A 25,159-nucleotide genomic window follows, 5' to 3' on the forward strand; every position below is an offset into this window, starting at 1 on the left:
ACCTACAACCACCACATCCCGCAACGCTCGCTCGACCACCGCTCACCCGTGCAAGCCCTTCAAGCTTGGCAGGTCGCCAAGCCCCATTTGTTCAAGCGCGCTGTATACAAACAGGCGGGTCTTGACACGTAGTCACTCAGCTGAGCACGAAATTCTCGACTGCAATATTGGCTGCCACGGTCGCTGTGAAGGATCAGTCCGGCGCCGGTTGCCGCCTGAACCAGGCCATGCACAGCGCGTCTGTGATCAGGCTGGTCTGCATGTGCGGCTGCATGCTCCAGCCCACCACCTGGCGGCTATGTAGATCGAGGATCGCTGCCAGGTACAGCCATCCTTCTGCCGTCTCGATGTACGTTATGTCGCTGGTCCACTTCAGATTCGGTGCCTCGGCGGAGAAGTCCCGCTGCAGCAGATTCGGCGCCAGCGGCAGGCTGTGCTCGCTGTCTGTGGTCACAACAAACCTGCGTTTGCCTCTGGCACGGATGCCGTGACGCTGCATCAGCTGACGCACACGCTCCTTGCCGACCCGGTGACCACGAGCGACCAGCTCCTTGGCCATGCGCGGCCAGCCGTATTCCTGGCCGACTCAGCATGCACTGCCCGAATGTGGGTCAGCACAGCTTCATCACTCAGCCGGCGACCGGTACTTGCCTTGCTGGGAAGCGCAGCCGCCTTGCGGCGTCGGTGCTCAAAATATCCGCTCACACTCACGTCTAGCACTTCGCAGCTCACGCTGACCGGCCAGTGCGAACTCACTTCTTGAATCCAGGCGTACTTTGCAGAATGTCCTGCGCAAAGTACGCCGCCGCTTTTTTTGCGATGTCACGCTCCATCGTCATGCGGGCGAGCTCGGCACGCAGCCGGGCCAACTCCATCTGGTCGGGCGTCACTGGCTTGTCGCCAGCCCCGGTGAGCGTTCCGGCCTCGCTCAAACGCACCCAATTGCTCAGACTCGCCTTGGGCATGCCCAGAACCTTCGCCGTCACCGCCACCGACTGTCCGCCCTTGACCAGCCTCACGGCCTCGAGCTTGAATTCCTGGGTGTACTTGCCTCGAACCTGCTTCGTCATCTCTCGTTCCTTGCTGTGATTTCACCATCAGCAAAGAACTACGTTTCTCGGGGACAAGGTCAGTCCACGCTGCTGGCCGCGCTCTGGTCGGCATAGACGCGCAGGAACACCCAGCGCGTGGCCCGGTCGATGGCCACGAACAGGTAGCGCCGGGCCACCTCGTCAGGCATCTGCGGCAGGTACTTGATGTCGATGTGAACGAAGCCCGGCTCGTAGTCCTTGAAGGTCTTGGTGGGCGGCGCCGCCTCGCCAGCGGCCTCACGGGCTGCGGCTTGCAGCTCGCGCAGGCTGCCCACCCCGTGGCGTCGCAGGCACCGATCCAGCCCCGAGCGAGAGACGGCCGGGTTGATGAACTCACGCACTACCACCAAGAGGTCGTCCAGCGGAATCAGCGTCAGGCGGCGCACCTCGGCCACGATGGCTTCTTGCCCCTCAGTCAGCGTGGTGCTGAGCTTGTGCGGGCGGTGCGAGCGGTCCTGCACGTCCTCCCGGTTCCTCCACTTCCTGGCCGTTTGGCGGCTGATGTTGTAGCGCTCGGCCAGGTCTGCCAGGCTGGATTCGGACTCTCGAATCTCTGTGCGGGTCAGAGGGGTGGTGCGGGCTCGGGCGTGGACTCGGCTCATGCGACTTTGCCGACCGCCTGCTCGGCCTTGAGGGTTCGGATCAACTCTCGCAGCACGTCACTGGCTTTGAACAAAGCGCTGCTGCGAACGGGAACATGATCACATGGGACCCAACACCTATCTGCGCGCCCAGGGGCCCTGATCTCAACAGAGGCAGGTACAGAGCTCCAGCAAAAGCACCCTGGCGGCCTTTGGTCTGAATCGCTCCGGGATCAGTAGACACCTTCTAGCCTCAAACTGAGGCCCAATCGGAGGTGCCATGCAAAGCAAGCAACCCTACCCAGAAGAATTCAAGATCGAGGCGGTCAATCAGATCACGGAGCGAGGGCATCGGGTGACGCAGTCAAGCGGCAGCGGCAGCGGCAGCGGCTTGCGCTTGGGCTGGCGTTGCTTGTCCTTGCCCGGGCATCTTGCTCAGCGCTGCCTTCGGTGGTGCTGCCCTTGGCGTCGTTGAGTTGCTGCCTCTTGCTCCTCGTCGCTGGCATGCGGACTTCAGGCTTCGTGCTGCCCTCATCGCGTCCACTCTTGGCCGTCGCGAACGACCATCGTGCCAGTCTGTCGCGATGCTTGCTCCCTGAAAGCCTGCGCCACCTGCCGTTCACGGTGCGCCACGACTTCCTGGAAGAACGGCGTCTCACGGACAAACCGGTGAATGCCCTCGGCGAGCTTGCGATCCTCGGGGCTCGGCGATTGCTGGAGTGCCGTCATCAGGCCGGACCAGCAAGTCATTGCCTCTGCGCAATTTCGGAGGTAGGCCTCGCCTGACTTTGTCTTGCTGCCCTTGTTCCGCAGGGTCCCCCGCTGCTCGGCCTTGACCTGCCAGATGGGTATCGACATGCGGCTCTCGCCCCTCGTGGACTGCCCAGTCGCTTCGACGTCCACGCCCAGCGCTCGCAGCCGCTCGGCGAACTCTGACCGCCATCTCTCCTGCGGAGACCAGGTTTGCAAACGGCGGCCTGACATCGAGTGCGCTCGAACAGTCAGGTGGACGTGGGGGTGTGCTCTGTCCTCATGAAGCACCATCACGTAGCGGTGTTCACTCAGCGTGGCTCGGGCAAAGTCGCGAACAGCCAGTCTGAGCGGGTGTGGATCCGAACCTGGTGCTGTGGCCAAGACAAAGTTCATCGCCTCTCGTCGAGCCGAAACGTCGGGTATGAATGCCCCGCCGTAGCGCCACTGTTGCAGCAGCTCACGGATCTCCTCCTTGGAGGAGTGAGTCAGACCCCGATCGTCTTCAAGGGCGAGTTGGCCGCCCCTGCTGATATAGGCGAAGTGCTTGGCGATGGCTGCCATGCCTTTGCCGCCACCGGTGATCTTGAAGAAGGCCTGCGGCGCGCGACGGACGACGGTGGCCTCAATACGACTGCGGATTGCCTGAGCCTGGCGGCCCAGGCTGCCGTCAAGCCGAGGCGTTCTGTCCGTCCTGACCCTCCGATTGCCCGGATAGAAGAGTCGATCGCCCCACTGGACCAGGGCTGCATTTACGTCCGCGTACGAGATCATCGCTTGGTCCTCGTGTGGGTGAGTTGCTGCAATGTCTCGGAGACCAGGACCATGTGGCCCCTGGTCTCCTGGCGCATGGCGTCCAAAGCCAGTGGGAGGCCCTGCAGCTCAGTTGAGCCAGCGACCTCCAGATGTCGCGCGAAGCGGTTGAGATCAACCGAGAACGCTGCCAACCGGTCCGCCACCGACATGAGGGCGCGGATCAGGCCCGCCGAATCGGCGGGCGGCGGGACACCATCCATCAAGGACGCCAGGTATTGGCCTTTGGCCAGTACGGCTGCCCGCGCGCGAGCCGTCAGTGTCAATGCTTGGGCCGGAGTGAGGCTCACTTTCATCGTCTTTCGAGCAGCGCTCTGCGGGCCCGCATCAGGCATCGGAGGTTCCTCTGCTTCGATCGGTAAGTCACGCAGATGCGACATCAACGCTGACCTGACGATGTGCGACATGCTGGTGCCTCTCGCGGCAGCCAGTGCCCGCAGGCGGCCTTCGAGTTCGCCCAAGCAGAACGTGTTCTGCTTCTGCGTTCTCTTCAAGCGAGATGCCGCAAGTGTGTCCAGCGTGGGACTCAGCTTCGTTGCATGGGGCATGGGACCTCCGAGATACGGCTGAATGTGGCGGCGTGTTCACCTGCCCGGTCGCGGCAGGGCCGTGGTGACGGGCGCAGTCCGATAGATCTCGATCTCAACGCGGCGGTTGAGCGCTCGCCCCACCGCATCGCTGTTGTCGGCAAGGTGGTCTCCGGTCGGCTGGTAGGAGGTGCGAATCCGCGCAGGATCGATGCCCGCGGCCACGAGGAATTCCCGCACCGCACTGGCGCGCTGGCTCGCGATCCGACGCTCCGCCGCGGTGTCGACCGTGCCGTCCGTTCGGCCTCGCACAGCCACGAACGGCGCGGATCTGGCCTCGTTGACCAGCCGCTGTGCCTCCGATGTTGGCAGCCAGAACGTGGTGCTGGCGAAGTCGAAGCTCACGATGTACACGCTGTTGCCCGCCGGCTGGGGCTCAGCCGCCGTCCTCGTGGCGAGCCACTGCCGTTGCGCGGTCACGCTGGCCAACACAGCTGTCGTTCGCTGAGCCAGCCGTTCGTTCTCGGAGATCAACAGCTGCGCGTTCTTCAAGGCGCTGCTGCACTTTTGCATTTCGATGCCCAGCGCCGTGTTTGCCGGCCTCCTGGACGAGGGGTCAACGCTGGGTGGGCGTGGCGGCGCCGCGCATGAAGCGATGAGCGTCAGGGAGGTCAGAAGGCAGAGCAGAGGTCGAGACGGCTGCATGGGGCGCTCCTAGAAGGACGGACGGATGAATCGCTAGCGAGCAGGCTTGGGCTCTTGGAGGGGCTGCACGTTCATGGGCCGGCCTTTCGTGGTGCGGCCGCTGCGCTGCGACGGTGCCGGCGCCGGGGCAGCAAGCTCAGGGAACATGTCGGACATCACTGCACCCAGCTCGGCCTTTCTTGCATCCAACGCTCCCTCCAGGGATGTCGTGCGCGCGTCGCGGTGATCCGGTCGCTCGTCGACTGATGGACTCGGCATGTCCGACAGGTCCTCTGCGGCGTCCTCTTGGTTCGGCGGCAGCTGTTGCAGGCCCTTGAGCTCGATGACCGGCACGGCGGGTGCGAGGCGCAGGCGAGACAGGAGCGCCTCATCGCGGTGGTAGCGGATCTTGTCGGCCAGAATGGGCTTGCAGTTCTCCAGGATGATCACGAGCCGCTCTTGGCCCAGTTCCTTGATCTCCTGCGGCAGCAGGACGGCGCGAGGCTGGTCGCTGTCGCTGGTGCTGATGCTGCTGGAGCCTCGCGCGCCAACCGTGCGGCTGCGCCCGCGTGAGGTCGCGCGCTCCGTGAACTGGCCGAGCATGGCGCTGTACTCCTGCGCGTCACGCTGCTCCCGGGGCGCGTACAGGATCTGCAGCGCGTGGTTCGTCGTGAAGGTGCGGGCTTCCTTGTCGCCGTAGACCGCATCGAGCTGTGACATCGCCTGGACGATCGTCAGCAGCCTCAGGTTGTAGCCACCGAGGAAAGCCGCGGCGTGGGTGATCACGCCCACATGGCCCATGGCGGTGAACTCGTCATTGACGAGCAGGCACTGGAACCGCAGCGACGGATCGTCTCTGGGCAGCACCTCAGTGTTCATGCTGACGAGCTGGGAGAAGAAGAGATTCAGCAGTGGCCGGGCTTCCTCCAGGCGGTTGGGCGGTATGCGTACGTAGATGGACATGCGCTGGCGGCGCACGTCTTCCAGATGAAAGTCGTCGCCGCTGGTCGCCGCGTCCACCATGTCGTCCGCGAAGATGGTCAGTGGCGCGCAGAACGTAGCGACGATGCTGGACAGGGTGCCATCGCCGTTGGCCAGCAGTCGATTCAGCGCGTCCTGGCAGGCGCGGCTGAAGGGGCGACCCTGCCGGTGACGTGCCGTGATCAGCTGCTTGATGTGGTCTCGAATCGGGCGGCCGTTGCCCGACGACTGTCGGAGCATCTCGCCCACGGTGTGGGGCAGGTCGTGCGACTCCAGCACCAGCAGACCCAGCCCGAGGAACATGCTGCGGGCCTGCGCATTGAAAAAGATGTCGGACGGGGATCCACGAGCGTCGGGGAAGAACGACTGGCTGATGTGAAGCAGGTCGGTCACGCGCTGCGAGCCGTCTCGAACCGCGGTCAGCGGGTTCCAGCGGTGGCTTTGGCGTTGACGGTCAAAGGGGGAGAAGGCGTAGACCAACTGCCCGCGCTCGCTGCGGTAGCCGGCGGTGATGTCGTAGTTCTCGCCCTTGATGTCCAGCACGACCACCGAGTCGGGCCAGTTGAGCAGGTTCGGGATGACGACCCCCACGCCCTTGCCGCTTCGCGTGGGCGCCGCCAGCATCACGGAAAGCTGGCCTGGCAGTGAAAGGTACTGACCACGGTGGCGTCCGACCAGGATGGCCGGACCGCCGTCGCGGCGCGTCAGGCCGGCGGCTTCAACCTCGGCCGGGGTGGCGAAGCGCGCGTCGCCATGGAGGAAGCGACGCGGCCTGGCGGCCGCGACGAGGGCGGCCGGCAGCAGGATCAGCAGGCCAACGCCTGACGTGCCGGTCGCTAGCGCCAGCGGCTTGCGCAACTTGGGATGATTCCAGCAAAGCTGCCAGTACTGCACGACGCTGAGGACCCGGGCCTGTGCCGGGTTGACCTTGATCATCACCAGGAACAGCACGCCGGCGATGTACATCGCGGCCATGGTCAGGGCCGTGTACGCGGCCAAGCCGAAGACAGCTGCAGCGACCTTGCGACCTGTGGACCAGGCCGGCTGCGGTAGGACGCCGCGCTGGCTCATGTGGATACCCTCGAGGCGGCGTCCAAACGCAGACGCTGTCCACGCGGCTCATACTGGATCTCCGAGATGAAGCGTCCGCGCTCGTCCCGGTCGAACTGCACCACCACGTCGACAACGATGTTGAGCAGCCGGCGTATCTCATCCATGCGCAGGCCGCTACCCGCGCCGGTCTCCCGGATCATCAACGCCATCTGCTCGAAGGCGAGGGCGCAACTGCCGGCGTGCACGCTGGTGATGCTGCCGGGATGCCCGGATGCGGCCAGCCGGACGAAATGGAAGCACTCATCGCCGCGAACCTCGGCGAGGAAGATGCGGTCTGGCCGCATGCGAAGGCATGCCTCGAGCAGCGATTTCGCCGTGATCCGAGCCGCGCCTTGCGCGTCCTTGCTGTAGAACAGGTGGACCGCGTTGGGATGGTTGGGCAGGGTCAGCTCGGCCGCGTCCTGAATCGTGACCAGGCGCTCATGACGCGGCACCTCTTCGATCAAGCCTTTCATGAAGGTCGTCTTGCCGGAGCCGGTCTTTCCGCTGACGACGATGGTCTGGCAGCTGCAGACGGCCAGACGCAGGAAGTCCGCGTACCGAGCGGCATCCTTGAGCTCGACCAATTGGGCCTCGTGCGGCTGGATCCCGTTGGCGGATGGCGGCACCGTGCGCTCGAACAGACCCTCGCGCTCAAAGTCGGCCAGACCCCTGACGACGCTGGAAGGCTTGCGAACCGTGATCGACACGGTGCCGCGAGGCACTGCCGGGGGGATGATGAACTGGACGCGCTCGCCGGTGGGCAGCGTCGCGGACAGCAGGGGGCGTTCCTGGTTGATCTGCTGGTCGCTGTACGTGGCGACGGCCGTGGCCAGGGACAGGCAGCGCTCGATTCCCATGTCGGGAGACGCCACCCTGCGCCATCCCCAGGCGTCCTCCACCATCAGCTCGCCGGGTCGGTTGACGCAGACCTCGAGCACGTCGGGTGCGTCCAGCTGCATACGCAGCGGCCGCAGGAACTCAACGACCGACGTGGCGTCGCCGCACCAGCCCTCGGCCAGCGAGTCATGATCGGCGTTGCACGTGTTCATGACATTCACCGCACGGTGGGCCGAAGCTCGTACACGTGCGAGAAGTCCACGTCGCGCGCGACGTAGATGCCGACGATGCCACCCTGGTTCTGGTAGAGCAGCGGCGGGATGTTGATCGTGCTGTCCAGCACCTTCTCGGCCAGCTTGCTGGTGTTGGCCGTTGTCGAAGGCATGACGATGGTGTCGCCCTGACTGTCATTGGCCTGGTTCTGGACGATCAGCTTGACCGAGTCGTCGATCAGCGAGAGCAGCATTGCCGCGCCGATACGCTCGGGCCAGCGGTTGTCGACATGGCCACCGACGCCGGACTCGCCCAGCGGCCCGGTGGCGGGTGAGTCGATGTCCACGGTCACGCCGAGTGGCGTTCGGATGCGGGTCCACAGCACGGGGATGCGGACCGTCCCAGGCCGCACGGACGCGGCGCGGTACTCGCCGTCCAGGTGTGAGCCGCGCTCGATGAGCAGGACGCGCCCGTCGTCGCTGTAGACATGGCGCTGGACCTGGCAGCCAACCAGTCCGGATGCGCCGCTGATCAGCTTCGTCTTGAGCGCACAGGTGAACGCCGTCCCTTTGGGAAGCGTCAGGCTGCGATGGCCCAGGGACCTGGCCGCTGCGGTGGGTGTCGCCGAACCCTGGAGCTGGCCACCGAACAAGCCGTTCGTCTGCGGCTGGCTGATTTGCCCTGCGGGGCCGGCAGCGGGCGGGATGCCCAGCAGCGGACCGCTCGGGTGCCGGGTATCGCTTGGCCCCTCCGCAAGGTCTGCTGTCTTGGTCAGGTCGTTGAGCAGGCCCTGCAGCTGCCGTTGGTAGGTTTGGAGATTGCGCGACGTCGCTGCCAGGGCGTCGGCAGGCTCGGCATCTCCCACAGGCTCGACCCCTGCAACGCCGCCATGGCCGGCCTGGTGGCCCTGCTGCCTTGAATGCTGCTGGCTTGTCGGCCGAGACGAGACCAGAAGGATCGGCGCATCCTCCGGTGCCATCGGTCTTCTGCCCGCGTTGGCGGGTGCGCCGGTGCCCGTCGGGCGAACGCCGATCGCTCGTGCGACTTCATCCTCCTCCGACTGCAGCGCTGGAATTCGCGGGGCGGCGCTTGCCGCCATCGCTGGCGCCTGCTGTACGGCTTCCAGCCGCCGAGGCTCTACGGTGGCCGCGCTGGGCTTGTCACCTGCGCGCGTCACCTCTGGTTCAGCCTTTTTGCTGGTGGCTGCGAACCGCTGGATGCCGAACGCGCTGAGACCCACCAGCGCGCCCAGCAGCAAGACCAGGGCGACGAGGCCCTTCCTGGAAACCGCAGTTCCCTGAGCGGCGGCGATGTGGGGAATGCCCGGCTCGCCGGGCAATGGCGACAGCGTGTTGCCGTCGAGCGCCGCACCGGTGTCGGGCCTTTGCGAGGGCTGGGCAGGAACCGTCATGGCGTCGCTCCTCGTTGTGTGCTGCCGTTGGCGGGCAGGGCTTTGACGACGCGCTCAACACCCGGCACCGTCGTTCCGTCGCCAGGAGGCACGCCTTCCATTTCGAACGCTTCGTTCCAGAGCCCGACCACCGAGGTCCCGGCGCGCAGCATGAGCCTGCGGCTGACGCGGTCCACGACGAGCAGGTCATCTTCCATGCGCGCATTCACCAGCGTTTCGCTGCCGTCGCTGCGCACGTGGAAGACGGCGGGCACTTCTCGATTGCCCGGGAATCGCAGGTAGGTGAACCGCCCGTCGTCGAACACCAGGGTCGGAACAATTTCCTCTGAGTCGCGGCCCTCAGCCATCGAGTACAGCGTGTTGACCACCTGCGGCTTGGCCTGCAGGCGTTGCGCCACCAGCTCTTGCGGTGGAACGAGTGGCAATATGGGCAGCGGTGGCAGCTGCGCAAGAGCGGATGGCGTCGTGGCCTGAGCCCGCAGCGCTGGCCGAACCGGTGCCTTCACTTCGAGGCGGTAAACCGGGGGCTTGGGGTCGTCGTCGGCAAGCACTACGAGCCTGAAGGCGTGGGTGCGGCGGTCGGTCACGACCGCCAGATTGTTGGCCGCGCTGGCGGTGCTCTTGGCCTTGACGAACAGATGGCGGCCGCCGGGCTGGGCCATGACGCACCAGGGTGCGTCGGGCTTGGCGCAGTCGCCGCCGAGACCCGCGGCGACCTCTGTGATGGCCTCGTCAGCATCCAGAGAGATCAGCGCAACGACACCGCGCTTGACGGGGATGGTGACCACAGTCTTCGCGTCGTAGATCACTTCGCGAAGCCGGGTTTCCGGCGCATCACGACTGGCGGCCGCTGCGGGCAGGGCGATGAGGAGCAGCAGAGAAGCAGCGTTCATGGCTTGGCTCCAGGTGCGGCCGCGCTGATCTCCGGGTCGGAGCGGTAGGCGGTCACGACGAAACCGAACGGGTTCTCCAGGCGGTCGCGCTCCTTCGCCAGCACCTTCGGCTGGTACTTGAAGACGATGCTCGCCACGTGCCGTGTGGTGACGTCGGGCAGGTTGCGGTCCGCGAGGTGAACGACCTTGTCGTAGGTGACAGTGGCCTCGCCCTGGTTGCCGCTGCGGCCTGTGGCTGCGAGCCGCACCCCGACCACGTTGATGCGCCAGTCCTGCGTCGCAGCCAGCTTCTTCTGCAGAGCCATCTCGCCCTCGAACTGGCGGTTGTACTCAGCGAAGACGGCAGGGACCGCCATGCGCGCAACCTGGTCGAAGTCGCGCTGCAGGAACATCCAGTTGTAGCCTTCCCGAGCCCGAACGAAGGCTGCGGCGTTGTGCTTGTCCAGCGCTTCCAGCGGGGGAATGGTCTCGACCGCCAACCGCTGCTGGACGGTCGTCTCACCCGTCACCCGGTCCACGACGATGGGGATTTCGACGACGCTGCGAAGTGGCCCCTGCACGAGGACGGCGACCATGCCGATCAGGCCCAGAGCGGCGCCGCCAACGGCCACGCGCCAGGCCCGGCGTTCCGATCGCTCCATGAGCAAGGACCGGTCGAGTTCCCAGGACTGGTTCGACTCGATCACCTCTTCGACGCTGATGGCCGGCGTGACCTCGGAAGTTCGTTCAGGCAATGCGGCGGCCTCGCCTGGTGTCAGGACTGCGCTCATGGGGTACCTCGGGTTGCTGGTGGGGAGGGCGCTTGCGCGTCAGTGCAGGTAGTCCGAGACCTTGCCGCTGCGGGTCAGCATCTGGTACTGCCGCTCTCGGTCACGAGCCCTTGCGATGCGCTCTTCGCTATCGGCCAGGCCTTGCAGCATCTGGATCTGGGACGTCTCGTGGGCCAGCAGTGCGTTCTCTGCGCCGATACGTGCCTGGATCTCCTGCACGGACTTCTGGTCGGTGGTCGCGTTGATCTGGCCCATCAACGCCTGGATCTGTGAGAGCCGGCCTGAGGCCGCCTTCATGGCGTCCTGCAGCAGCCCCTTGTGCTGGTAAGGCTGGGAGAGGGCGGCTTGGCACGCGATGCGGGCGGAGCCGGCGCGGTCGACGCAGTTGTAGACCATGCTGGCGTCCCGCAGCGCCCTCGCGGTCGGGTTCAGGCCGGTGTAGCCCGTCGAGTTCACGTCGTTGAAGTAGGTGTAGACCTCGGCTGGCACATAGTTGGTTAGCGCCGGGTTGTGAAACACCTTGCCCAGGTTGCGCACCCCGTTGATGCTGTCCAGCTGAGCAGTCAACTGTCTGATCTGCTGGACCTGGTTGGTGATCTCGGTGATGTCGTTCATCACCTGCTGCACCGTCTGGACCAGGTTGGCCACATCGACGACCGGAATGCCGCTGGCGCGCGTCGCACCTGTGGCTCCGAAGACGAGTGCTGCTGCGGCGATCTTCAGTCGTGAGTGCATGACCAGCTCCTTCAGAGTGCTTCAGGACCTGCCGCGCATGGCGGCGAGCTTGTAGGCGGCGGTGCGGACGGCGCCAGCGCCACGGCGGGCGATGCGGCCAGCCGCGGCTGCAGCCGCGCCAGTTGCGTGCCCGGAGAGGTAGGGGAGTCCAGCACCGGTATAGGCGGTGCCGCCGCCGGTTGCACCCCGTGCACCACTCCCCGACCGATTCGAAGACCGCAGGCCGGCGACCATCATGGCGTTCTGAACCATCTGGATGCCTTGCTGCATCGCGGCCCCGCCGGTGAGGGCCGAAGCCAGGCTCGGGGCCTGGAAGCAGATGATGGCCATGAGGATCATGACGACGCAGTACTTCAACGACTCGGTGACTGCGTTAAAGGTGGGACCTGCGAGACCGCCTTGATCTTGAATGACTCTTACAAGGGCTCCGCCTATCGATGCACTGAGACCAAGTGCGAAGAATGCGAACCAGGTCAGAACAACTGCGTTCAGGAGCATCGAGAGCCAACTGTCGAAGAACCTGGCTGTCGGCTTCCAGGCGAGGGACAGCACAAACAAAGGACCCACCGCGATTACGAAGGTCAGGAGGACCTTCGATAGGGTCACGATGAATAGCGCGACACACAAGAAGAACACGTTTCCGAACGCGGTCACAACGGCGGCGAGCAGCAGGTCGAGCCTGGTGATCCCCGCCTCCTTCATGAGGTCGACAACCAACTTGCTCGCGTTGTCGTTGAAGTCGTCGAGCACCGCGTATGGCGAAGTGAGCGTAGTTGAACTGGCCGTGGGTGGGAGGAATGCTGTGGCGACGCCCGTGGCCAGCGCGTTGGCCGTACCGGCAATGGAGGAAATGTAGAAGCCGGATTGAAGTGCGATCGCGAGGACGAGGCCGATCTTGAAGATCTTCCAGACGAAGTTGGGCACCGTATCGGAGACCTCGTTGCGAAGAACCGCCCAGCCGTAGAGTCCCACCCAGAGCGTCATCGCGGACAGCGCGATTGGCGTGATGCCAGCCATCAGCGATGTGACGACGCCCACGACGTACGTGTCGAGAACGCTGTCGAACTGGGATCCGATCCAGGTGAACATGGCTTGCTCCGATCTATTGCATAACTGCGTGGGGTAGCGCCTTCGTGCTGACGCACTTGCTCGTGATGTCGGGGTGCTGGCACTGCATCCAGACGCCCTTGAGCTTCACGATCCACAGGCGCGGCCGCTTCTCCGTTCCGAACGTCGATGCACGGCAAGTGCCTGGGCGCGCGTAGTACTCCGTGCACTCGCGGAGGCCTTCCGTTGTCTCGACCATTAGCCATCCACTCGGCGTGCACGAAGGCCTTTCGGCTGGGCACGGGGTGCCAAGCGAGGCTGTGGGCAGCGGTGGCGTCTCGACCTTCTTCGTTCCGTCGGGCATCACGGATACAGCCTCGTTGCCCTTCACGAACTGCGCACTGGCCGAGCCAGCGGCGAGGGAAAGCATCACTGCATTGATCAGAAGTGCGATGGGCTTCATGCAACTCTCCGAAGGGTTAGGGTTGTGCGATCTTGAACCTCTCGCAGCAGCACGGGGAGCCACTGGGATGGATCGTTTCCGTGCCGCGCCCTGATGGCGTCCAGCAGCGCCACGTTGTCGGTGGTGGCGGACAGCACGGTGATGAAATCATCTAGGCCGGCCAGGTCGAGTTCGCAGATCGCGCTGCCGCTTGGCTGCTTGACGAGGAAGCGGCGTCCCCCGTGGGAGCCCAGCGACCTGACGATCTCGTACTCGGCCTCGCTGAGGCCGAAGCCTTCCACGTACTCGTTGCGAATCGCCTCGGGGTTGGCGAGAAAGATCTTCGTCACGCTCTGCTCGACCATCGTGCGACCGATCGGATGGCGAAGGATGTCTGACGGGCTCTGCGTGTCGAAGATGCCCAGGCCGTTCTGCTTGCGGATGGTCTTCTGCTTCTTCTTGGCGAAGTCGCTGAAGATCTCGTGGTCCAGCGCCTTCCAGAACTCGGAAATCACGTAGATCAGCCGCTCGCCGTTGACGAGTTCGTCCATGACCTGGAGCAGGTACATCATGACCGGCGTGCGGACCTCGGGCAGGTCGAGGAATTCGGTGGTGTCGAACCCGATCACGGGCGCGGCTCTGAGGTCGAGCAGTCGGTCGTCTTCCTCGTCGAACACCCAGCCCAGCGCACCGCCCTCGCACCAGCGGCCAAGGCGCTCGTGGAGGCTGTTCTCACCGGCCTTGGGCAGGTTCTGGCGCACCGTCGAGAAGCGGCGCAGTGCCGCCGGCATCATGGCGACCGCTTTGATCGCGTCCGCGATGGCCCTCTCGTCCGCGGGCATCAGGGGCAGGGCATTGGAGGAGATGCAGACCTTGATCAGTTGCTCCCAGAACTGGATGCGGCTGGGCGTTGGATCGCGCTGCAGCGGGTTGCAGCCGGTGGGGCGTCCTGCTTCGAGCGTCAGGTAGCGGCCACCCAGTGCGCGGATGGCGATCTCGCAGCCGCGGTCCAGGTCGAACAGCACCAGCCGCGGCGCCGGCTGCCACTTGCGGGTCAGCGTGAGCAAGAACATCTCCAGCGTGGTCTTGCCGACGCCGGTGGAGCCGATGATGAGCGTGTTGCCGGGCAGCTTCTTGTCCTCCGAGTCTTCGTCGATCGGGCTGCTGTGCAGGTTCAGATAGAACGGCTGACCTGCCGGCGTCCTCAGCAAGGTCAAGGCCTCGCCCCACGGGTTGCCGTTGCGCTTGCCCTGCGGGAAGTTGTGGGCGCTGGCCAGCGCGGCGAATGCGCGTGATGACAGCTTGGCGTCTCTGGGCCGCCACTGCCAGTTGCCGGGCCACTGCGCGAACCATGCGGCGTCAGCCACCAGGTCGACCGGCGACATCTGCAGGCTGCTGGACTCGCCCACGGCGCCGATGGCTTGGGCCGCCCGCCGTCCCGCGTCAGAGACGCTGTCGCCGAAAACGACCAGTGAGTAGTGGTACTCGCCCATGCAGAACTGTCCATCGCCCAGCTCGTTGAGTGCGAGGTCCATGTCGGCGATCTGGCTGGCGACGACGTCGTCGCTGGCAAGCAGCTGGTCGCGCTGCAGTTCCAACGCACGCATGGCCTCCCGGCGGGGCAGGGGGGAGAAGCTCTGGGTCTCGATGAACTCGCTGGCCTCGTACAGCAGCGCGTCGAGGACGCCAGGCTGCACCTCGTCGGCGTACTCCTTGATGTCGACGAGCGCGGCGTACTGCCGGTGCTCCCCATGGCGGATCTCCAGCTTGTCGCCGCCGAAGGACAAGCGCGAAGACGGTAGCGTCCGGTAGAGCGGTCCGCTGGTGAAAGGAATGGTTCGCCATTGGCCGTTGACCAGGTAGCCCAGGAACTCGGCGACCTCGGAGTAGCAGCGGCCTTCTTGCTCGCGGGCGCCCAGCAGCTCCGGGCCGAAGCGGCGCAGCACGCGGCCGACCAGGGCGGAGCGCTCCTCCATGGCCCTGAGGGCTTCAGCCTGGGCCTGCTCTATGGATTCGCGGGTCTTGCGGGTCGACTGCAGCGCTCGCCCCAAGCGGGAATTCGTCGGGCGATACACCAACGTCAGGTAAAGCTCGTTGCTCATCAGGCGGTGTTGCCCGAGCCTGGCCTGGTAGGCCCGCGACAGTTCTTGCGCGAAGCCGGCCACCTGCGGGTGCTGCAAGGTGTCCCGGACGACGCGGTGCAGGCGATGGGTCCAGACGGCCCAGTGGCCGCCGGCCAGGTTGCGCAGCAGGCTGCACAGGGCTTCGTGCCGATCAGTGATCTGGCTCTCGTCGGCGCACTCGAAGGCGATGCCGTTCAGCCGCCAGACGCGGAAGTAGTCACCGCCCCGGGTGATGACGTCGTGCTCGCTGACCAGCGAGGAGAACGGGACGAAGCGGGCGATCGGGTTCTCCGCCTGCGCCTGCGTCCAGTGGCGAGGCCGAACGATGTCGCGGCGGAGCTGACAGGCGATCCCGTCGCGATCAGACGTGCCAGGCATCACTTGCTCCTCGGTACAGGGTGGGGGTGTAGCTGCGGGCCTGCCAGAGCCGGTGGTTGCGGTCATGCAGGCGCAGCTTCAGGGCCAGGAACATCTGCCAAAAGCGCTGATCGTCCTGTGCGGTGACGAACCGCATCCAGGCCAGCGCCGGTGCGATGGCCAGCAGCACGCCGAGTGAGACCCACCAGCTCAACAGGACGCCGCCCCACATGACGAGCAGCATCCCGACGCCGAAAAGCACCACCAGCGGCACGAGCGGGATCCCCAGCTTCATGGCCGGACGCGTGGCACCTTTGTAGATGGCATCGGCTTGCATGGCGGTCTCGCTGCGTCAGGCCACGAGGTAGGTGGCCATGGCGCTGGCGCCGCCGATCAAGGTGGCGCCGATCAACACGTTGGCGACGTCGGCCAGTCGGGCACCCTGGAAGATCATCTTGAAGCCCGCCCAGATGATGGCGATGGTGACCACCGCGATCGATATCGTCACCAGGATGGTGTTGACGTTGACAACCGTGTCGTTGATCTTGTCGAAGCCCTGGGCTTCGACGGATTGATGAACTGTGAGGATCATGGCCGTCGAGAGTGCAGCAATGCGGCTCAAGGGTTGTTCGATGCGAATCATGTCTATTCCTTGGATGCGGTTGATGGGTGCGCAGAAGGACGCGCAGGCGATGCTGCGGAAACGACCTTCTGCACGTACCCGTGCTGGAACCCGGTGGTGAAGTTGCCGCTGTAGTAGCAAGACAGGGCACGTTGCAGCGCCGCCTGAGGCGGCCCCCGCTGACCAGCGCTGGCGCGGTCGAAACAGGCGCCCAGCACCGCCTGCATCGCAGTCAGGTTTGAGCATGGGTCGAACGCTGCGTCGAGGCTCAGGCCGAGCCAGGCAAAGTTGCGGACGTTGATCTGTCCCAGGCCTGCGCTGAAGTTCCAGCCGTTGGCCTGCAGGGCCCTTGCGGTGGCGACTGCTTCTTGCCGACTGCGGGGCTGCCGCTCCAGGCGGCCGCCGACGACGCCGATGGCCCATGGGTTGAACGAGCTTTCGATGGCGACGAGTGCCCGTGCGGTCGTTGCGTGCACCTGGGGTGCACAGGTGTGGACGAGCGAGATGAAAACGGTCGAGTCCATGGGCTCCTCAGCGTGTGAGGTCAACGGGTGTGGTGGACCGGGTCGTCAGCCAGGCAGCGAGATCGGTGTCGAATTGGCCATCCCAGCTACCGAGTTGGGCTTTGGCAGCAGGGCTGAAGTCGGTGACGGCATCGCCGCCGATGGACCACCAGGTCCGTGCAAACGGCAAGCCATTGACGGTCACGGAGATGGCACCGTCGTAGTCGCACGTGTAGGTCAGGCCGTTCGGCCCGTCATGACTGCGCGTGTACTGCGGCGGGCAGTAGTGGGGTGCGTGAGACCAGTCGTGGCGCGCAGTGTTTGAGCTGCCGGACATGGCGCAGTTGGGAAACGACTTTCCCCTGGCGAGATCCCTGAACAACTGCTGGACTGGCGGAACGCACTGCGGGATGGCACGCCAACTTGGGGCCGCGAGGCACAGGAGGACGGTACAACCGTCGGCTGCGTGTGCAGGGCGAGTGCCGGCCACTGTCAGGCAGATGATGAGCCCACCAAGCCGGCACAGCAGCGTGTCGAAACGGCGGGTTCTCCTGGAACTAACCTTCAATCTAGGTGGTGTGTATCGTTGAAGGAGTTGAGAGCACATGAGCTTGATCTCCTGACGTGCGCCGTACTTGGCGCTTGCGGCGGCTCGTCCAGAGCCATGAGATCAAGATAGGCCACGCCTGGCCGGAATTCGTCTCTGCATTTGGCCTCGAATTACATTGCAGGCTCAGATGAGTCCATACAGGCGCGCTATTCGCATCGCCGTTCTTCGATCCGGTGCGTTCAGCTTGGTGGTCACACGTTGGAACCAGCAGTCCACAGTTCTCGGTTTCGTGTTCAGCGCTGCGGCGATCATCTTGCTGGTGTGACCGGCTGCCTCATATCGAAGCAGTTCGACTTCTTCGGGCTTGATCTGAGATCGTTCCAGCAGGTCATCGCGGATGGCCTTCAACAGCCATTCGTGGAGCTCCATCGCGAGTTCCCTCGCTACGAGCTTGATCATGGGGAACGCGTCGCCAGCAAAGAACCCAGGGTTGGGCGATCCCAGGATCAGCACCCCGACACGCGAGGCGCCGAAGCAACTGGGCGCGGGCACCACAACTGAAGAAGAGAAGCCGACTGCTGCGGCGCGACGGATGAACTCCTGCTCGTCTGGACGCAACTTCAGCTCATCGCCGAGGACCGGGCTCTGGCTGTCCATCGCATAGCGCAGCCATGGGTCGTGCTCCGGCCAGTCGAGCCGCGAATACTCGACTGTCCAGTTCAGGTCGCAGGCCGTAAGCGAGCGAACGGAGGTTCGCGTCGCGTGGTCCCTGATGGCGCTGACAAACACGCCGGAGCCAGCGCCGATCATGCGCAGAACCTGCCAGAACAGATCGATGACGGATTCCTGGCAGTCGGCGGCGCCTATGCGGGGCAACAGCTCCAGCAGGCGCAGCGCGTTGGCCGGTGCGTCCGGTAGCGTCGCCAGCCCGAACAAGTCAGCTGTGCGAGGCGAAGAGTTCACGGCCGCGGCAGCTCAGTTCATCGCAAAGTATCGGATCGTGGAAGCGCGTGGGCTCCAGGTGGCACCAACGCTCGAATGCCGACTGGCTCTCGAAGATCATCGCGATCGAAGTGCGTACGCCCGTGGGCGGGCAGTACCGCTTCTCGACGAACAGGCCGGAGCCGGTTCGTCGGATGGCGAAGGCCACCAGACCGCTTGAAGAGATCAGGACACATGCGCGCTCGTCGTCCCTCGTTCTGAGCAGCCCAACGTGTTGGTTGGTCACGTCATGGCGGCGTCTCTGCGCCTGGAGCGCCGAGCGCTTTGCTCCAAGAGCGCGAGGCCCGTCGATCGGGTCAAGCTTTCTGCGTGCAGATTGGAAGGTCTCGGTTCGCCACGCTTGCTGGGTGGCATCATCATCGGTGTCGACTGGTTCCATCCCTGGTCTCCCAATGGCAGCGTCCGGCTGCAGTCCGCTCTGTTGGCCGTTTTGCAGCGACGCCTATTGCGCCCCGAACGCATTGCAGACTGTTCGTGGCCTGATGTCTAGACCGCTGTTCCTGCCACCGATCGCATCAGACAAGCTTCCCCTGAAAGGCCACATCGTCCTGCGGTGTCCCAGTCGGGGGCGAAAGCCGAACGACCGGCGTTGCGTTCCGGCGTTGCTCCATGGGAGATAGGGTTTTCGATAGGTCGGTTGCTTCCAAAATTTCTCTGGCTCAAACGTCCTGTGCACCGATGGGCAAGTTAGCGTTCCGTGCCTTTTACGAATTGTTTCCGCTTCATGCGTGCACGGCGCGGTTTGCCGATTCCATAGCCTGTGCGCGCCGGTCGACTCGGTGCGAACAGATCGGAAATCACAATCGCGCTGGTTCAGCGACCGCCCGGCCCGGCCGCTGCCTACTCCTCGGGACGCGGTCTACTTGGCGCCATTAGTCCACTGAAGTGTCGAGATCGGATGCTTGGGCCCTCGGCGGCAACGCTTCCAACTTCTCTGATTCGGCGGACTGGTCGATGACGGTCAGGCATTTGAGTTGCTGGCCGGTTGGCAGTGGTGTCAAAGACGAAGTCGTGGGCCTAGACGATGTTGGGCTCGAATGGCGCGTGCACGCGCTCCACGGTAGAGGCTCAGGGGAAGAGCGCGTCCAGAGGCACGTGGTCCCATTCTTCGCTCGCCTCGCTACGAAATCTTCTTCAGCACGGGAGCCAACGCTTCGACTATGCGGACGAGGAGCTTCTGCTCGGAGCTTGAGAGCTTGGACAGCTGGCGCTCAACAGCCTCGACCTGTTGTGAAGGACTGCGGTTGGCTTCCGTGAAGAACGCTTCGACTTCGCAGCCGAACAGCTCGGCCAAGGCATACAGCTTCGCAACGCTCGCGCCAGTGATCCCGCGCTCTATGCGCGAATAGGCTTCCCTGCCTATGTCGAGGTGCAGAGAAACGTCGTCCTGCGTGTACCCGACTGCCTTTCGCTTTCTCGCTATCGACCTACCCAGCTTCTTATTGATCTCTTCTTCCGACTGCACTGCACATCTCCAGTCAAGGCAACCAGAAATCGTGTGTGGTGGATCAAAAAGCCTGTACACATCAAAAGAACGCAAATTCAGCTTGGAAGAACTTGATGCAACTAATAAAGTTGAATTTGGCTGGGTGGTTGTAGCGAGCAACCGGCCTTAACTCGATTCCAGGAGAAGGCAATGAAGATTCATGGCCCCATAAAGCCGCGCGAAAGATGGCTGACCCGCGCGCTGTGTCGACGATATGCAGCCGTTGTTTTCAGCACCCTTGCTGTCCCGGCGCTTGCTGATGGGTCGACCAGTAACCGAACAATTTGCTGGGCGTTCGGTTGTCTCGTCAAAGGCGAGTCCGAGATATTGGGTGCGTGGGTTTTGCCGGAGAGTCCAGCAACGATGGCCGAAGTGTTCGGCGACCTCCATAACCGCGGCGTGGAATTCGTCCGGTGCGGAGTTGGCCCGCTGGACGGCGCCGAGGCTGAGTTTCTGGCCACCTTCAAGATGGCGGCGATGTATCCCTCCATCGAGCAGCCGCTGGCAGCTCTTCTGGATCGGGTGAGGCCCTTTCATCGGCCGGCCATCGTCATGCACCTGCGCGCCATGGCCGGTGATTTGCCGGACGGGCGTGCCACCGTCGCGATGCTGCGTTTTTCAAGTGAAGATTTGCGCCAAAAGTACCCGGGGATGCTGGAGCAGTGGGGCGAGGCTGTATCAGGATTCCACGCACTCCTTTCGCTACCCGAACCGTATCGACACTTGGTTCGTTCGGTCGACCGAACTGCCATCGGGATGCAGGAGCGTTTGAGGAAGGCGGTCCTTCACCATGGCCCATTCGAAGATGCAGCCCAGGCGTTCGACTTCGTTGTCGACTGGCTGGTGCGCGCTGATCTTCGGCATATGCAACAAGCCGAGGTGCAGGAGCTGGCTCGCTTGGCACAGGTATCGAAGTCCGGCCGCATTGCGCCGGTGTCAGGTGGCGCCGCAGGCGCACCTGCGTTGGTCTAGGGGTATTGACATGGACATGGATTGGCGCAAGCTGTTCTCCGAAACGAAGGCCATGCTGATGAGGCAAGGGCGTTCGGCCCAGGACGCGGACGACTTCATGCAGGAGGCCTACCTCCGCTTGCGGGAGTTTGGTAAAAGGAATCGCGTCACCAGCCCCAAGGCCCTGTTCATGAGAACGGCGTACAACTTGTCCATCGATGCGCACCGGTCCAAGGCAACCCGTGGCGACGAGGTGCAGCCCGAGGACGTGGACATTGTTGACCCCCGACCCAGCCCCGAGGCGGGCGTGTTGGGGCGGGAGTGCATCAAGCGGATGGATGTGTGTCTCGGACGCCTCGACGACCGGACGCGGCAGATGGTGCTGGAGTACCACGTGCATGGGCTGACGTTCGAGCAGATCGGACGCAAGCATGGTGTGAACGCGAGCACCGTGCACCACCAGGTATCGACGGCCATGTTCAAGGTCTATTCGTGGATGCGGGGCTGGTACCCATGAGCGGTTCGGCACCAGGTGCTGACGAGCCGCGGGGCTCACATGGGGGCGTCACGGTGACGCCCGAGATCGCCGCTGAAGCTGCCGCGTGGATCGCGAGTCTTCACTCTCCGGAACGTAGCCAGGACATGGAAGATGACTTCCATGCCTGGCAGCGGGCGTCGCCGGCACACCGCGAGGCCTTTGAGCAGATGACCGACATCTGGCAGGCCATCCCCGGCACCGAGGCGGCGCGCGCGTTCGCGCAAGCCTCAGAGCGTGAGGAGCGCAACGTCAAGCGCGCGCACAGCGCGGCGTGGCGATGGGCTGGCGCGGCGTCGCTGGGCGTGCTCGTGACGGCCGGCGTCGTGGGGGTCCAGCAGTGGCACGATCGAAATCTCTATGTCACACCGGTCGGCGAGCAGCGTTCGGTCATGTTGGCTGATGGCACGCGGATGCTGCTCAACACGGCAAGCCAGGCGCGCGTTGACTTCAGTCCTCAGCAAAGAATCGTCGAAGTCAGTGCGGGCGAAGCGCTGTTCGAAGTGGCAAAGGATGCGTCGCGGCCTTTCGTGGTTCGCATTGCCGGCAGCGAGGTCGTGGCCGTTGGCACCGTGTTTTCAGTCCGGTACTCCGATGGCCCTCAGCTAGACGATGCCCTGATGGTGACCTTGCTGGAGGGCCTGGTGAACGTGCGGCCGGCGAGCGGGGGGGACGGCAACTTGCGCGTTCAACGGGCCGTGGCGCTCAAGCCAGGCGATCGCCTGACTGTCCAGCGCGAGGCTCCCGCATCCCCGGCGGTCGAAGCCAAGATGGATCGCCCGAACATCGACCGTGCTCTTGCGTGGCAACGGCATGAGGCGTCATTCGACGCCACGCCGCTCTCCGATGCGATCGCCGAGATCAATCGCTACAGCCGAACAAGAATCGCGATGTCCAGCGAGGTGCAAGAAGCGCACTACCTCATCAGCGGGGTCTACCGCACGGGCGACAGCGCCGCTTTTGCCAATGCTGTCGCAATGTTGTACGGCCTGAATGTCAGAGAAGTCGACGGACGGATCGAACTGCAGAAAATCCGATAGGGCAACCACGGGGCGATATCGCTCTCGACAAACCCGTCTTTATGTTGTCACTCCGACGACAACAGGAAAAGGGTACGAGATGCTCACAAAGCCGAATGCCAGAGACCGCCGACACGCGTGCTGGCTTCCCCTCCCGATCGCGATCTCACTGCTGATGGGATGCAGTGGAGTCGATGCCGCGGACCTCACGCTTGCCGCGCGCTACCAGATTGAGCAGCCGTCGCAGGACATGGGCGATGCACTGCGCGCGATCTCTCGCGTGACGGGTGTGTCCGTCATCGTGGACGCTCGCGTGATCGCGGGGCGAACAGCGAGGGCCGTGTCCGGGCACCTGTCGGGCGCCGAGGCCATCGCCGCCGCCATTCAAGGGTCAGGTCTGGAGTCGCAACGCGCGCCCGACGGCGCTGTGGTGGTGCGACCTGCCACCTCCCCAGCGGCGGTGCCTGCCGCAGCGGCGGGCAGCACGCCAGCGTCCTTCCGTACGAATGCGGTTTTCCCACCCGAGACAGTGCAGACTTCCGCGGATGACGATGTGGCCATCGCGACCGCCGACGCTGCGATCGGTGGCGATGGCCGCATTGAGACGATCACGCGGGTCGAGGTCACTGGATCGCGGCTGCGGCGTGTCGATGCGGAAGGCCCAGCACCCGTCAACGTGTACACGGCCAGGGACATCGAGAAGAGCGGCCAGCCCAACCTGCAGCGCTTCCTGGCCAGCCTCACAGAAGTCTCGGCAACGGCCGGGGAGGGGGCCGTCAGTCGCACGTTCGGGCAAGGCACGGTGCAGCTGCGCGGCCTGCCGCTGGGCTCCACACTCGTGCTGGTCAACGGGCGCAAGGTCCAGGCCGTGGGATCTTCGACGGGCGCCGTCTTCAACCTCAACCTCATCCCGATGGCCGCCATCGAGAGGATCGAAGTCTTGCCGTCGGGGTCCTCCGCCGTGTACGGCGGGGACGCCCTGGCAGGCGTCGTCAACGTGATTCTGAAGAAGGCCTTGGACGGGCAGTCGCTCACGTTGCGCCTGGGCGCCGGCAAGGGCTTCGAAGACGGCAGCGTCTCCCTGGCAACGGGCGGTCGCTTCGCGGACGGCAGCTACCTCGTGATGGGCTCGTACAGCCGGACCTCGCCACTGACCATGCTGGACCGCGCCTTCTTCAAGGATGCCGACTACCGACGGTTTGGCGGCGGCGACGAGCGGCTGAACTACTGCGCGCCTGGCTCGGTGCGCAGCACCAACGGATCGAACCTGCCCGGGCTGACCGCGAGCGTGGCGGGTATTCCGGCCGTCGCGGCAGGGCAGCCGCTGCGCATCTCGGACTTCCAGGCGACTGCGGGCACGGAGAACCTCTGCAATCTCTACGCGACGGGCGGCGGGGTCGCGCTCGTCCACGGCGTCCAGACGTACGCGCTGCACTCGCAGGTCGAGCACCGGCTGGCTGGCACCTGGTCGGCTTTTGGCGAGCTGATGCTCACAGAGGACCGCATGCGCGCTCCCGGGAATGGCTTGCCGCTGACGAACGTGCTGGTGCCTGCCGCGAATCCTTTCAACCCTTTCGGCGCGGACGTGCGGGTGACTGCGGTCCTGGGCGCAGAGAACGGCACACAGGGCTATGCACGCCAGAGTCGATTCACGCGCGCCCTGGTGGGCGTGAAAGGCGAACTGGCCGGCGACTGGGAGGCCGAGATGACGGTCTCCACCAGCCGGGACCATGGCAGCGCGCGCAGCAAGATGGACAACCGCAACGCAACCGCGCTGGATGCCGCGCTGGCGTCGACCAACCCCGCCTCAGGCATCAACCTGTTCACGGCGGGACGTGCCGCCAATGACGATGTGCTTCACGGCATCTGGTCCGATACGGTCCGTCGTGATCGTGGCCGCAAGGACCAGGTCAGCGGCATTGTTCGTGGCAGCGTGGGCCAGTTGTGGGCCGGGTCGGTGGACGCGATTGTTGGCGCGGAGGCGGTTCGCGACTGGTACGACATGTCCATTCCGGTCCAGTCGTCCGAGGCCCACGGAACCCGGACCAGCTCTGCGGTCTATGGCGAAGCCCGTGTGCCGCTGCTGCGTGGCGGCGACGGTGGACGCAACAGTTGGGACATGGCCGCCGTCACGCTGGCTGGGCGCCGCGATCGGTACAGCGACTTCGGCGCGGCCAGCACCTTCCAGGGGGGCATCGAAGTCCGCCCATCTCGCGGCCTGCTGATCCGCGGCTCGGCAGCCGGTTCGTTCAAGCCGCCGACCCTCTTGCAGACCCATGTCGTGGATGTCACCAGATCTGCCGTGACCTCCCGCCTGACGGACCCGGCGCGCAACAACGAGCCGATCACTTCTGGCACCGTGGTGCGCACGACGAACACGGAACTGCGACCCGAGCGCGGCCAGTCCCGCAACATCGGCGCAGTCTGGGAGCCGGAAGGTGGGCTGGGTACCCGGTTCAGCGCCACCTACTGGCAGCTGCGCATCCACGGCATGATCACCGTGCTGACTTCCCAGGCAGCGCTCAATTACGAGAGCCTCTTTCCGTACCTGGTCACCCGCGGGCCTTCCGTGAATGGGCAGCCCGGCCCGGTGCTCAGCGTCAAGAACACCGAAGTGAACATCGGCCGTGTCGACACGGCCGGGACCGACGCCGACTTCGCCTACGTCTGGAAATCCGCGCTCGGGCGCGTGACGGCCGGCGCCGGGGCCACCCGCGTCAACAAGTACCGCGTCGTGGTGACGGCAGGTGCCCCGGAAGTGGATCGCCTCGGGCGTCGCTTCACCGATTACTGGGCGCCGCAGTGGAAGGGGCGGCTGTCGCTGGGTGTCGACGAAGGCGCCTGGAGCTTGGGGCTGACGAGCCGCTACCTCGGCAGCTACCTGGACGCCGGCACCAGCACGAGGCGACTCGGCGACTTCTGGCAGCACGACCTCGCCGGGAGTTTGAACCTGAAGAAGCTGCTGCCGAACGTCCTTCCGGGCTTCAAGGTCGCGACGTTTTCGCTGAGCGTCGCCAACGCCACGGCCCGCGAACCGCAGTTCGTGCCCGGCTCGCCGAACTTCGACGTCACCCAGGGTGACTGGCGCGGCCGCTACGCCGCGGCCCGACTCTCTCTGGACTGGTAGCCGCCCGGCTCCTC

23 protein-coding genes and 2 pseudogenes are annotated in these 25,159 nt (G+C 64.7%); 4 read left to right on the plus strand and 21 right to left on the minus strand.

All coding sequences use genetic code 11. From position 1 onward, the window contains the following. Positions 1 to 119: 119 nt before the first annotated feature. The 21 genes and pseudogenes from ACG02S_RS25105 to ACG02S_RS25205 all read right to left on the minus strand — a co-directional run. Positions 120 to 1,070 (minus strand): annotated as a pseudogene (locus tag ACG02S_RS25105) (IS3 family transposase); the annotation flags it as partial. A 62-nt stretch (positions 1,071 to 1,132) separates the two neighbouring features. Further along, a pseudogene (locus tag ACG02S_RS25110) lies at positions 1,133 to 1,693 on the minus strand (transposase family protein); the annotation flags it as partial. A gap of 510 nt (positions 1,694 to 2,203) precedes the next feature. Continuing rightward, entirely contained in the window at positions 2,204 to 3,196 is a 993-nt protein-coding gene (locus ACG02S_RS25115) for a relaxase/mobilization nuclease domain-containing protein (protein ID WP_394473242.1), read from the minus strand. After that, positions 3,193 to 3,642, minus strand: a complete 450-nt coding sequence (locus ACG02S_RS25120; protein ID WP_394473243.1) for a hypothetical protein — start codon at positions 3,640 to 3,642, stop codon at positions 3,193 to 3,195. Before ACG02S_RS25120 ends, ACG02S_RS25115 begins: the two co-directional genes overlap by 4 nt. A gap of 177 nt (positions 3,643 to 3,819) precedes the next feature. Then, positions 3,820 to 4,314, minus strand: coding sequence for an OmpA family protein (locus tag ACG02S_RS25125; RefSeq protein ID WP_394473244.1), 495 nt, complete (start codon positions 4,312 to 4,314; stop codon positions 3,820 to 3,822). Positions 4,315 to 4,500: 186 nt separating this feature from the next. After that, positions 4,501 to 6,498 (minus strand): type IV secretory system conjugative DNA transfer family protein, encoded by a 1,998-nt coding sequence (locus tag ACG02S_RS25130; protein ID WP_394473245.1) that lies wholly within the window; start codon positions 6,496 to 6,498, stop codon positions 4,501 to 4,503. After that, complete coding sequence (gene virB11 / locus ACG02S_RS25135) at positions 6,495 to 7,571, minus strand: P-type DNA transfer ATPase VirB11 (protein WP_394473246.1); 1,077 nt, start codon at positions 7,569 to 7,571, stop codon at positions 6,495 to 6,497. Before virB11 ends, ACG02S_RS25130 begins: the two co-directional genes overlap by 4 nt. Before the next feature lie 5 nt (positions 7,572 to 7,576). Then, positions 7,577 to 8,983, minus strand: a complete 1,407-nt coding sequence (virB10, locus tag ACG02S_RS25140; RefSeq protein WP_394473247.1) for a type IV secretion system protein VirB10 — start codon at positions 8,981 to 8,983, stop codon at positions 7,577 to 7,579. Next, positions 8,980 to 9,876, minus strand: coding sequence for a TrbG/VirB9 family P-type conjugative transfer protein (locus tag ACG02S_RS25145; protein ID WP_394473248.1), 897 nt, complete (start codon positions 9,874 to 9,876; stop codon positions 8,980 to 8,982). Before ACG02S_RS25145 ends, virB10 begins: the two co-directional genes overlap by 4 nt. Further along, a complete protein-coding gene (locus ACG02S_RS25150; protein WP_394473249.1) occupies positions 9,873 to 10,646 on the minus strand; it encodes a VirB8 family type IV secretion system protein in 774 nt (257 codons plus the stop codon). Before ACG02S_RS25150 ends, ACG02S_RS25145 begins: the two co-directional genes overlap by 4 nt. A gap of 39 nt (positions 10,647 to 10,685) precedes the next feature. Then, entirely contained in the window at positions 10,686 to 11,381 is a 696-nt protein-coding gene (locus tag ACG02S_RS25155) for a TrbJ/VirB5 family protein (protein ID WP_394473250.1), read from the minus strand. 21 nt (positions 11,382 to 11,402) lie between these two features. Beyond that, the gene (locus tag ACG02S_RS25160) at positions 11,403 to 12,470 is read right to left on the minus strand and encodes a TrbL/VirB6 family protein (protein WP_394473251.1); all 1,068 of its coding nucleotides are present in this window, start codon (positions 12,468 to 12,470) and stop codon (positions 11,403 to 11,405) included. 13 nt (positions 12,471 to 12,483) lie between these two features. After that, entirely contained in the window at positions 12,484 to 12,891 is a 408-nt protein-coding gene (locus ACG02S_RS25165; protein WP_394473252.1) for a hypothetical protein, read from the minus strand. After that, positions 12,888 to 15,371, minus strand: a complete 2,484-nt coding sequence (locus ACG02S_RS25170; RefSeq protein ID WP_394473253.1) for a VirB4 family type IV secretion/conjugal transfer ATPase — start codon at positions 15,369 to 15,371, stop codon at positions 12,888 to 12,890. Before ACG02S_RS25170 ends, ACG02S_RS25165 begins: the two co-directional genes overlap by 4 nt. Continuing rightward, positions 15,355 to 15,687 (minus strand): VirB3 family type IV secretion system protein, encoded by a 333-nt coding sequence (locus ACG02S_RS25175; RefSeq protein ID WP_394473254.1) that lies wholly within the window; start codon positions 15,685 to 15,687, stop codon positions 15,355 to 15,357. The genes ACG02S_RS25170 and ACG02S_RS25175 overlap by 17 nt, the downstream gene beginning before the upstream one ends. A 15-nt stretch (positions 15,688 to 15,702) precedes the next feature. Next, positions 15,703 to 15,993, minus strand: a complete 291-nt coding sequence (locus ACG02S_RS25180) for a TrbC/VirB2 family protein (protein WP_394473255.1) — start codon at positions 15,991 to 15,993, stop codon at positions 15,703 to 15,705. A 2-nt stretch (positions 15,994 to 15,995) separates the two neighbouring features. After that, positions 15,996 to 16,496 carry a lytic transglycosylase domain-containing protein gene (locus ACG02S_RS25185; RefSeq protein WP_394473256.1) on the minus strand — a complete coding sequence of 167 codons (501 nt, stop codon included), beginning with the start codon at positions 16,494 to 16,496 and terminating at the stop codon, positions 15,996 to 15,998. Between the two features lie 7 nt (positions 16,497 to 16,503). Then, a complete protein-coding gene (locus tag ACG02S_RS25190) occupies positions 16,504 to 16,812 on the minus strand; it encodes a hypothetical protein (RefSeq protein ID WP_394473257.1) in 309 nt (102 codons plus the stop codon). Between the two features lie 396 nt (positions 16,813 to 17,208). Next, the gene (locus ACG02S_RS25195; RefSeq protein WP_394473258.1) at positions 17,209 to 17,961 is read right to left on the minus strand and encodes a helix-turn-helix transcriptional regulator; all 753 of its coding nucleotides are present in this window, start codon (positions 17,959 to 17,961) and stop codon (positions 17,209 to 17,211) included. A 1-nt stretch (position 17,962) separates the two neighbouring features. Then, entirely contained in the window at positions 17,963 to 18,406 is a 444-nt protein-coding gene (locus tag ACG02S_RS25200) for a hypothetical protein (protein ID WP_394473259.1), read from the minus strand. A gap of 741 nt (positions 18,407 to 19,147) precedes the next feature. Next, a complete protein-coding gene (locus ACG02S_RS25205) occupies positions 19,148 to 19,492 on the minus strand; it encodes a helix-turn-helix domain-containing protein (protein ID WP_394473260.1) in 345 nt (114 codons plus the stop codon). A gap of 171 nt (positions 19,493 to 19,663) precedes the next feature. On the opposite strand from ACG02S_RS25205, the gene ACG02S_RS25210 reads away from it, so the two are divergent. From ACG02S_RS25210 to ACG02S_RS25225, 4 genes are all read left to right on the plus strand, one after another. Then, positions 19,664 to 20,485 carry a transposase gene (locus tag ACG02S_RS25210; protein ID WP_394473261.1) on the plus strand — a complete coding sequence of 274 codons (822 nt, stop codon included), beginning with the start codon at positions 19,664 to 19,666 and terminating at the stop codon, positions 20,483 to 20,485. A gap of 10 nt (positions 20,486 to 20,495) precedes the next feature. Beyond that, positions 20,496 to 20,981 (plus strand): RNA polymerase sigma factor, encoded by a 486-nt coding sequence (locus tag ACG02S_RS25215; RefSeq protein WP_394473262.1) that lies wholly within the window; start codon positions 20,496 to 20,498, stop codon positions 20,979 to 20,981. Positions 20,982 to 21,034: 53 nt separating this feature from the next. Further along, entirely contained in the window at positions 21,035 to 22,039 is a 1,005-nt protein-coding gene (locus ACG02S_RS25220) for a FecR family protein (RefSeq protein ID WP_394473263.1), read from the plus strand. A gap of 79 nt (positions 22,040 to 22,118) precedes the next feature. Next, a complete protein-coding gene (locus ACG02S_RS25225) occupies positions 22,119 to 25,145 on the plus strand; it encodes a TonB-dependent receptor plug domain-containing protein (protein ID WP_394473264.1) in 3,027 nt (1,008 codons plus the stop codon). Positions 25,146 to 25,159: the final 14 nt, after the last annotated feature.

The sequence above is a fragment of the Pelomonas dachongensis genome, from assembly GCF_043555865.1.
Taxonomy (GTDB): Bacteria; Pseudomonadota; Gammaproteobacteria; order Burkholderiales; family Burkholderiaceae_C; genus Pelomonas; species Pelomonas dachongensis.